At 68.5% G+C, this 5,858-nt stretch carries 6 protein-coding genes and 1 riboswitch; of the genes, 3 read left to right on the plus strand and 3 right to left on the minus strand.

Translation table 11 applies throughout. The features are described from left to right. The 3 genes from SACHA_RS22895 to SACHA_RS0117750 all read right to left on the minus strand — a co-directional run. Positions 1–836: FecCD family ABC transporter permease (locus SACHA_RS22895; RefSeq protein WP_039739641.1), on the minus strand; the 836-nt coding region annotated here is incomplete at its 3' end. After that, positions 833–1,906 carry a FecCD family ABC transporter permease gene (locus SACHA_RS0117745; protein ID WP_019811948.1) on the minus strand — a complete coding sequence of 358 codons (1,074 nt, stop codon included), beginning with the start codon at positions 1,904–1,906 and terminating at the stop codon, positions 833–835. The genes SACHA_RS0117745 and SACHA_RS22895, both read right to left, overlap by 4 nt. After that, the gene (locus SACHA_RS0117750; RefSeq protein WP_019811950.1) at positions 1,903–2,958 is read right to left on the minus strand and encodes an ABC transporter substrate-binding protein; all 1,056 of its coding nucleotides are present in this window, start codon (positions 2,956–2,958) and stop codon (positions 1,903–1,905) included. The genes SACHA_RS0117745 and SACHA_RS0117750 overlap by 4 nt, the downstream gene beginning before the upstream one ends. Positions 2,959–2,989: 31 nt before the next feature. Beyond that, positions 2,990–3,173: riboswitch (cobalamin riboswitch) on the minus strand. Positions 3,174–3,390: 217 nt separating this feature from the next. Between SACHA_RS0117750 and SACHA_RS0117755 the strand changes: the two genes are divergently transcribed. The 3 genes from SACHA_RS0117755 to SACHA_RS25755 all read left to right on the plus strand — a co-directional run. Next, a complete protein-coding gene (locus SACHA_RS0117755; protein ID WP_039739664.1) occupies positions 3,391–3,858 on the plus strand; it encodes a hypothetical protein in 468 nt (155 codons plus the stop codon). 3 nt (positions 3,859–3,861) lie between these two features. Next, complete coding sequence (locus SACHA_RS26680) at positions 3,862–4,452, plus strand: DUF3558 family protein (RefSeq protein ID WP_083935902.1); 591 nt, start codon at positions 3,862–3,864, stop codon at positions 4,450–4,452. A gap of 251 nt (positions 4,453–4,703) precedes the next feature. Then, the coding region (locus SACHA_RS25755) for a hypothetical protein (RefSeq protein WP_198010176.1) at positions 4,704–5,858 on the plus strand (1,155 nt) is incomplete at its 3' end.

Below are 5,858 nucleotides of genomic sequence, written 5' to 3' on the forward strand. Positions count from 1 at the left end.
AGCGCGACGAAGGCGATCGGCCCGGCCGCCGCCGTGGCCGACGCGGCGAGCAGCACCGCCAGGACGATCAGGGCGACCCGGCTGCGCCCCGCACGACCGGACAGCACGGTGGCGAGGTCGTCACCGAGTTCGAGCAGCCGGAGCTGACGGGCCAGCACCATCAGTACGGGCACCGCCGGCGCCAGGGCGAGTCCGATGGTCGTGACGTGCGTGCCGTCGCGGTTGGCGAGACTGCCGCTCAGCCAGGCCGCGGCGCTGAGCAGCCGGTGATAGTCGGCCTGGGTGAGCAGGTAGGAGACGGCCGAGCCGAGCATCGCCGCCGTCCCGATGCCGACGAGCACGAGCCGGTACCCGGTCAGCCCGCGCTTGACGGAGATCGCGAAGAGGGTCACCGCGGTGAGCAGCGCTCCGGTCAGCGCGCCGAACACGGTGGCCGCCCCCGTACCGCCGAGGACGGTCAGCACCACCAGCGCGCCGACCGCGGCCCCGGTGTTCACACCGATGACGTCCGGGCTCACGAGGGGGTTCGACGCGATCCGCTGCAGGATCGCGCCGGAGAGCGCGAAGGCCGCACCGACCCCGAGCCCGGTGACCGCGCGGGGCAGGCGGTTGCCGACGACGACGTCGTACTCGACGAGCGAACCGCCGCCCCCCAGAACCCGCAGGACGTCGGTGAACCCGAGGTCGAACCGGCCCAGGGTCAACGACAGCGTGGCGACCGCCGCGGCGGCCGCCCACGTGAGCACCGTCAGCACGGCCGAACGCCGGTCGAACCGGAACACGACCGTGTCCCCACGGGTGCGCAGCAGCAGGGCGCCCGGTCCGGTCGTGCTCACAGCTGCGCCACCTTCCGGTTGCGCACCAGGTGGAGGAAGAACGGTGCGCCCACCAGTCCCAGGACGATGCCGACCTGGAGTTGCCCGGGCCGGACCAGCACCCGGCCGAGCACGTCGGCCAGCAGCAGAACCGTCGGCGCCAGCAGCACGCACCACGGCATGATCCATCGGTAGTCCGGTCCGGCCAGCGCACGGGCGATATGCGGCACCGCGAGCCCCACGAACACGATCGGCCCCGCGACCGCCGTCGCCGCGCCGGCCAGCAGCAGCACCGCCACCGCCGCCAGGATCCGGGTGGTGACCAGCCGTGTCCCCAGGCCGCGGGCCAGGTCGTCACCGAGTGCCACGGTGTTGAGCCGACGGCTGACGGCCAGCGCGACACCGAGACCGAGCACCACGAACGGGGCGACCGTGCCCAGTTCGCCGGTACTCGCGCGGGTGAGCGAGCCCACGGCCCAGAACCGGTACTCCTCCAGCGTGGCGGCGTCGAGCAGGGTGACCGCGGTGGTCAGGGAGCCGATCATCGCGGTGAACGCGGCCCCGGCCAGGGCGAGCTTGACCGGCGTCGCACCACCCCGGCCGAGCGATCCCAGCGTGTGGACGAACACCGCCGACACCGCGGCTCCGGCGAAGGCGAACCACAGGTGGCCACCCACCGACGTCAGTCCGATTCCCGCCATGGCGAGCACCACGGCGAACGACGCACCCGCGTTGATGCCAAGGATGCCCGGGCCCGCCAGCGGGTTGCGGGTGAGCCCCTGCATCACCGCGCCGGCCGTGCCCAGGCCGACCCCGGCGAGCAGGCCGGTGACCGTCCTCGGCAGCCGCACGTGCCGCACGATCCGATCGACGTCGCTGTCCACGGGCGAGACCAGCGCGGGCACGATGTCGGCCGGTGACACGGGATAGCTCCCGACGGAGAACGACAACGCGCAGGCGCCGAGCAGGACGATCCCGGCCACGAGCAGGCCGCCGGTCCTGCCGGAATTCCCGGTCAGCAGGCCGTTCCGCCGGGCGCGCACGGCGTCCGATCCGGGCCGCACCGCGGGTGCCGTGGTGACGGTGGTCATCGCTGCCCGGACTCGACCAGGTCGGGATGCAGGTAGGAGGCGACCAGCTCGATGCTGTGCGCGGCACGGACCCCCGCCGACCGGTCGGCGAACAGGAACGGGTGCACGGCGTCCTCGGCGACGGCCGTGACGCCCGCGAGGGCCGGATCGTCCCGGATAGCCTGAACCTCGCTGTCGGCGTCCTGCCTGGTCATCCCGGCGTCGCAGCAGAGGTCGGTGAGGATGACGTCCGGGTCGCGGGCGACGAGTTCCTCGACACCCACGTCGAGGTTGCGCTCGCTGGTCAGGTCGCCGAACACGTTGGTGCCACCCGCGCGTTCGATGATGCGCGAGCCGAAGTCGATCCCGCCCGCGACCCGGAAGCCACCGTCGTCGCCGGGGGAGACGATCGCCACCGACGGCCGCGGCGCCCCGGCGACCGCGTCCTCGACGGCGGCGATGCGCCGTTCGAGGTCAGCGATCACCCGCTCCGCGTTCTCCTCGACGCCGAACAGCGCGCCGAGGTCGCGCAGGTCCCGGTAGACGGTGTCGACGCGGACCGAGCCGGGGTCGATCGACCGGTCGGTGAGCCCGTCCTCGCTCGGGCACAGCGGGCTCAGGATCCAGCTCTCGACGCCGAGTTCCCGCAGACTCGCCCGCGTCCCGACCGAACTGTCCGCGCCGCCCCGGGCGAAGAAGCCGTTGAACCCGGAGAGCACGAAGTCGGGCTCGGCCTGCAACAGTCCTTCTCTGCTGGGCAGGCTGGGCACGTAGGCGGTGTCCGCCTGCTGGTCGGCGTACTCCGGCAGCACCCGTGCGTCCAGGAAAGCGGTGCCGACCAGCCGGTCGCTGATGCCGAGCGCGTGCGCCACCTCGATCGCGGGTTGATACGCCGCGTACACCCGCTCCGGCGGGCCGTCGACGGTGACGTCGATGCCGCAGTTGGTGCGGCTGACGGTGCCCGGGCCGGACGCCGTCGTCTCCGGTGCGGGTGGGGCGCACCCCACCAGCGCGAGGGTGAGCGCGGCGCCGAAGGTGAGCAGGATGCGGGTGGGTGATGCGGTGGGAGTCATCCAGACCGCCCTTCCAGGTCCTCGTGGAACGGGTCACTCGGGTGCCGTGGCCGGTCTCCTGGCTGACGGGTACCGCCGCGCTGCGCCTGCCTTCCCGGGGCTTCGCCCCAGTGGCCCGCCCGTCGAGCGGACGACACAGCACTTCCCGATCACAGTGGCGAGGGCCGCGCCGGTGTCCCACCGGCTTCCCGTGCACCACGGCGTGACCGACGCTAGCAGGTCCGGTCCAGCGGGTGGGGTGATCGTGCGGACCGGCACGTCGGTGGCGGTGTGGGCGGGCGGAGGTGCTTTCACCGGTTTGCCCTGGTGGGAGGGTGATGCAGCGCTGGGACGTTCGGGGCCGATTCCGGTGAAGGACCCGTGTGTGCGATGCGTGCTCGGTACACTGCGCTCGGCGTCAGGGGCACCGAACTGCGGAAGGGGTGGTGTGCGATGCCGACCTACGAGGACCCGGAGCCGACGAAGGACTCCTCCGGCCCGATCTCCCAGAGCGCGGGGGCGATCTTCGGGGCGATGGGCGGCGGCCAGGTGGCCGAGATGACGTCGGAGGCGAAGAAGATGGTCTCCTCCGCCGAATCGGGCGGCTTCATGGTCAGCGAGGACGCGGGCCAACCGATCCGCGACTCTCTCGCGAGAATTCAGGAGCGCGTGAGAGCGACTCTCTTCGAGATCGAGAACCTGATTAGTGCGGAGCCGCCATTGGGTGATCATCCTTATGGCCGACAGGTTGCTCGACGTCAGCGGGAGGTCATGGTGGATGACGCCGGGTCGCCGCTGGAGATGTTGCGGGAGCTGGAGCGCGTGTTAGCCGACGCCGATAAAGCCCTGGAAGTCGCGATGAAGAGGTACAAGGACTCGGAGTCAGCGGCATCGAGTTCGGTCGCTCAGCACCAAGTCTGAAGAATGGGTGGGCAAGTGCGCAACGTATCGCTCGGCCTGCTCGTTCTCGTTACTTTGGCGTCGACGAGTTGCTCCGAAACCATGTCCGGATCACCGCAGTCTGATATGACTGGGCAGGTATCGCGCAGCGCATCGAGTGGAACGCCCGGGATCGGGGTACCCGGGCGGTCGGGGAACAGTGACATGTCCACTGTCGAACCGTGTGCCCTACTCGACGATTCTACGTTGTCTCGTTTCGCGGAATTCGTTGAAAAGAAGTCGAAACTGACTCAAACAGGAGAGCCGTATTGCACGTGGTCCGGTTCCCTGAACAGTGCCAGCAGTGACGAATGGCCACCTATGGTGGGCACTTTGATCGATCCGGACGCAGGGCTGGGCCAGTTTCGGGATCGAGGGGGTGGCTTGCAACGGGGAAAGACCGATAGGGGGCGCTCGATAATCCGGTCGACGAGCGACACCGGATGTTCTGTCGGTATGGCGGTTGGAGACAATGTCCATGTTGTTGTTTCTGCCAGAATCGGTGATATCGAAGAGAGTTGTCGAGTTGCTGACCAGCTGGTCGAAATAGTCGACCAGAAAATACCTCGCAGGTGATGTCGATCCTGGATGCAGAGCTCGGGGTCGATTAATATTCGGAGAGTCCCGGTGGCCTGCAGGAAGGTGAGACGAGTAGCGGTCGCCCAGCGATGTATCACTGAAGATCATTTCTGTATTTCAGAATGGCGGTCGGGTCGGATTCGCGGGGCGAGGTCTCTGCGGGACTCCTCGGTATGGAGAAGTCGTGCCAAAATGGCGAACGAGTTGGCTGGGACGATCGATCCGAAACTTTTCGGGGGTGAGGTGCGATGACGGGTGCGGGAGAAGCGTCGGGGCCGAAGAGTGCCGACGAGTTCGTCGGGATGACGCCCGCCGAGATGAGGAAATATCTGGAGAGCGGGAAGCCATTGCCCGAGCTCTCTATGGCGCAAAGAGAGCAACTTCCGCCGGGGCTGGGCGAAGCGTACACCTATTCTTATGACAGCGGCGACACTGGTTTCTTCGGGAGAGCGCTGAAGGGCGTCACGGACGCTTTGGAAGCGCACCAGGTGAAGGCGGGTCGACGCGAGAAGCTCGAATCCGGTGAGTACGAATATCACGAAGGTGTCCCGCCGTCGGACAACAACTACCGCGCGATGGAGCACCAGAAGCTGAAGGAGTGGGTGCAGCCGATCCAAAGTGAGGGCATCACAGCCTACTCCGACATCTACTTCAACCTGGCGAACCTTCTGGAGGAGATCGCCACTGAGATGAAGGAGAGCGTCGGCAAGTCGAAACAGGGCTGGCAGGGTGCCGCGGCGGACAGGGCACACGGGTACTTCACCGGTCTGAGCACCTGGGCCGAGGGCAATTCGCAGAACGCGAAGAAGGCCTCCGAGGTCGTGTATCGGGAGTCCGAGGCGGCGACCGCAGCGAAGAACAGTATGCCCGAGCCGGTCCCGTTCGACATGCGGCAAGAGGTGGCGCAGTGGTTCAGCGATCCGCTCTCGTTCGATGACAGGATCACCGAGACGATCGAGAAACATCAGCGGAGTCAGGAAGCGCATGACGAGGCCGCGCGGGTGATGACGCAGTATGACGCGGACCTCAACGAGGCGGGGAACAAGCAGCCGGTCTTCGCCAAGCCGCCGACGTTCTCCGGTTCCGACAGCGGAGCAGGGAATCCGGACAGCGGCGTGATGGACATCCCCGGGACGGGCACGCAGACGAGTGCGTCCGGCTTCGCCGGGGGAGCACCGGGTGGCGGTGTCTCCGCGCCCGCCGGAGGCGCGGGTGGGAACTACTCCCCCTCGGGGCCCTTGCCGGGCGGAGCGCACACCGGTACGACTCCGACACCCGGCGCGACGGCGCCCTCCGGCTGGGGCCCGGGCACCGCGGGGCCGGGAACGTCCGGTCGCGGTGGTGGGCAGGCAGGAACCGGTGTGGGACCGATGCCGGTCGGAGGCGCGGTCGGCGCTGGTGGT

This window comes from Saccharomonospora halophila 8 (assembly GCF_000383775.1).
Lineage (GTDB): Bacteria > Actinomycetota > Actinomycetes > Mycobacteriales > Pseudonocardiaceae > Saccharomonospora > Saccharomonospora halophila.

Excerpts from the sequence above, each read along its gene's own strand:
- SACHA_RS0117745 (WP_019811948.1), bottom strand. The coding sequence starts at position 1,906 with ATGACCACCGTCACCACGGCACCCGCGGTGCGGCCCGGATCGGACGCC.
- SACHA_RS0117750 (WP_019811950.1), bottom strand. The coding sequence starts at position 2,958 with ATGACTCCCACCGCATCACCCACCCGCATCCTGCTCACCTTCGGCGCC.
- SACHA_RS0117755 (WP_039739664.1), top strand. The coding sequence starts at position 3,391 with ATGCCGACCTACGAGGACCCGGAGCCGACGAAGGACTCCTCCGGCCCG.
- SACHA_RS26680 (WP_083935902.1), top strand. The coding sequence starts at position 3,862 with ATGGGTGGGCAAGTGCGCAACGTATCGCTCGGCCTGCTCGTTCTCGTT.